Here is a 2,057-nt window from a genome sequence, read left to right as displayed (position 1 = left end):
CCGTTGCCCGGTCGGCTGAGCCGCCGCCCCCGCCGCACGACGCGCGTCCCTCGGTCCGCACGCGCCTTATCGCCGCACCGCAGAACCGAAGGACGCGCCCGAGCCGGTCCGCGAAAGATGAGCGGCGAAACGCACGCGCCTTACCGCCGCGCCGCGTACCCCGTCATCTCGACATAACCGACCCCCCGCGCACTCCCCGAAGCGTCCACGGCTCCTTCCCAATAATCAACGATCCCCGTCAGCTCCTGCGCGTCGAGCGCCGCGCGCACCTCGACGTCGATCCCGCGGGAGGGCGCGGCGAAGCGCCACGCCGCGGGGTAGCGCGCGCCGGTCGTCGGGCTGGTCCAGAAGCGCAGCGGCGTCACGGAGACGTCCGCCGCGGACAGACGCGCCGCGCGCCCGTCGGCGCCGACGACGCTCCCCGCCGACAGCGGATCGTCCGCGCCGTCCTTGCGCCGCAGCCGGTAGAACATCACGTCCCGCCCGTCGTCCAACTGCAGGGCGAACCAATCCCACCCCGCGACGTCCGGCCCGAGCGCGCTCGTGCTCCACTCGCGGTCGAGCCACGCCGCGCCGCGGACGTCGAACGATCGCCCCGCGACGCGCACGACGCCGCGCGCCGGCAGCCGCGTCATCGAGTAGTAGAACGACGCGTTCCCTTCGCCCGGGCCCTTGCGCGACAGGCCGCGGTCCCCCTGCGGCGTGGGCGGCTTCCCTTCTTCGAGCACGAGGTCGATCGCCGCGTCTCCCTCGGCGGCCGCGACGCGCAGCGGCAGGAAGCCCGCGCCGAGCGAGGCGAGCCGCCAGTCGTCGAGCCAGACGGCAAACGGCGCGCCGCGCGCCCCGGCCAGACCCGCGGCGGCCCGCTCGAGGCGCTGCGCGGCGCGGAAGCGTCCCGCGGCGACGTCCGTCAACGCGAAGTGGGCCATCACCGCGTGGCGCGTCGCGAACGCGGAGCCGCGCGCGGGCGCGTCCGGCGCGAGCGCCACTTGGAAGAAGGTGAGCTGGAAGCCGAAGCGGCGTCCGTCCGCGGCGCGGAGATTGCCGGTGACGTACCACCACTCCGTGCGGAACTCCGGATGCGGGCCGTGGTCGCGCGGGAACGCGAACGGCCGCGGCGCGAGCGCCCGTGCGTACCCCGCCGCCTCGCCGCGCAACGCCTCCTCCGGCGCGGCGAGGCCGCGCGGCGGATCGTCGCCGCGGACGCCGCATCCGGCGAGCGCGGCCGCGAGACCGACGAGGAGCGCGCGGCGCGCGACGAAGAGCGCGCGGCGCGACGTCGATCCGCGCGACGCCGAGCTGCGCGGCGCGCGATTCAACGTCCTCTCGCGCGACGCCGCGCGAAGGAATCGGCGGGCCGTCATTCGTCCGCCAACGCCGCCGCGGGACGGCGGCGCGCCGCGCGCCACGCGGGGTAGATCCCGGCGACGAGCGCCGCGCCGAGCGCGAGCAGCGGCGCCGCGCCGAGAATCCACGGATCGACGAAGAGCGGCAGCCGCCAGCCGAACGAACGCTGGTTGACGACGTAGGTCATCACCGCCGCCTGCGCGAGGCCCACGGGAATCGCGAGCAGCCCCGCCGCGCCGCCCAGCAGCGCCGTCTCGCCGAGCACGAGCGCGAAGAGCCGCCGCCGCCCGAGGCCGAGCGCGCGCAGCAGCGCGAACTCGCGCCCCTTCTCCAACTGCAGCGCCATCAGCGCCGTGAAGACCGCCGCCGCGGCGACGATCAGCACGAGCAGGCGCAGCACCGCGGTCACGGCGAAGGCGTGGTCGAAGATCTCCAGCGACGCGGCGCGGAGCGCGTGGTTCGACTGCACGAGCAGCGGCTGGTCGGCGCCGGCCGCGGCGCGCAGCCGCGCGGCGAGCGCCGCCGGATCGGTCCCCGGCGCGGCGACGAACGAGAGCCCCGAGACGCCGTCGTCGTCGAAGAGCGCGCGGAACGCGCCGCGGTCGATCATCGCCAGCCCTTGGTCGGTGGCGTAGCTGCGGAAGACGCCGGCGACGCGGAAGACGCGCGTTCCGCGCGGCGTCGGCAGGTCGAGCGTCCCGCCCGCCGCC

At 76.3% G+C, this 2,057-nt stretch carries 2 protein-coding genes; both read right to left on the bottom strand.

Annotation, left to right across the window (positions count from 1 at the left end):
- Positions 1–140: 140 nt before the first annotated feature.
- On the bottom strand, positions 141–1,319 hold the full coding sequence (locus tag LLG88_10250; protein ID MCE5247285.1) for a carotenoid 1,2-hydratase: 1,179 nt from the start codon (positions 1,317–1,319) through the stop codon (positions 141–143).
- A gap of 41 nt (positions 1,320–1,360) precedes the next feature.
- Positions 1,361–2,057: ABC transporter permease (locus LLG88_10245; GenBank protein MCE5247284.1), on the bottom strand; the 697-nt coding region annotated here is incomplete at its 5' end.

This window comes from bacterium (genome assembly GCA_021372775.1).
Lineage (GTDB): Bacteria > Acidobacteriota > Polarisedimenticolia > J045 > J045 > JAJFTU01.
Note: the sequence above shows the minus strand (reverse complement) of the source record. Positions and strands in the feature narration are given on the sequence as shown.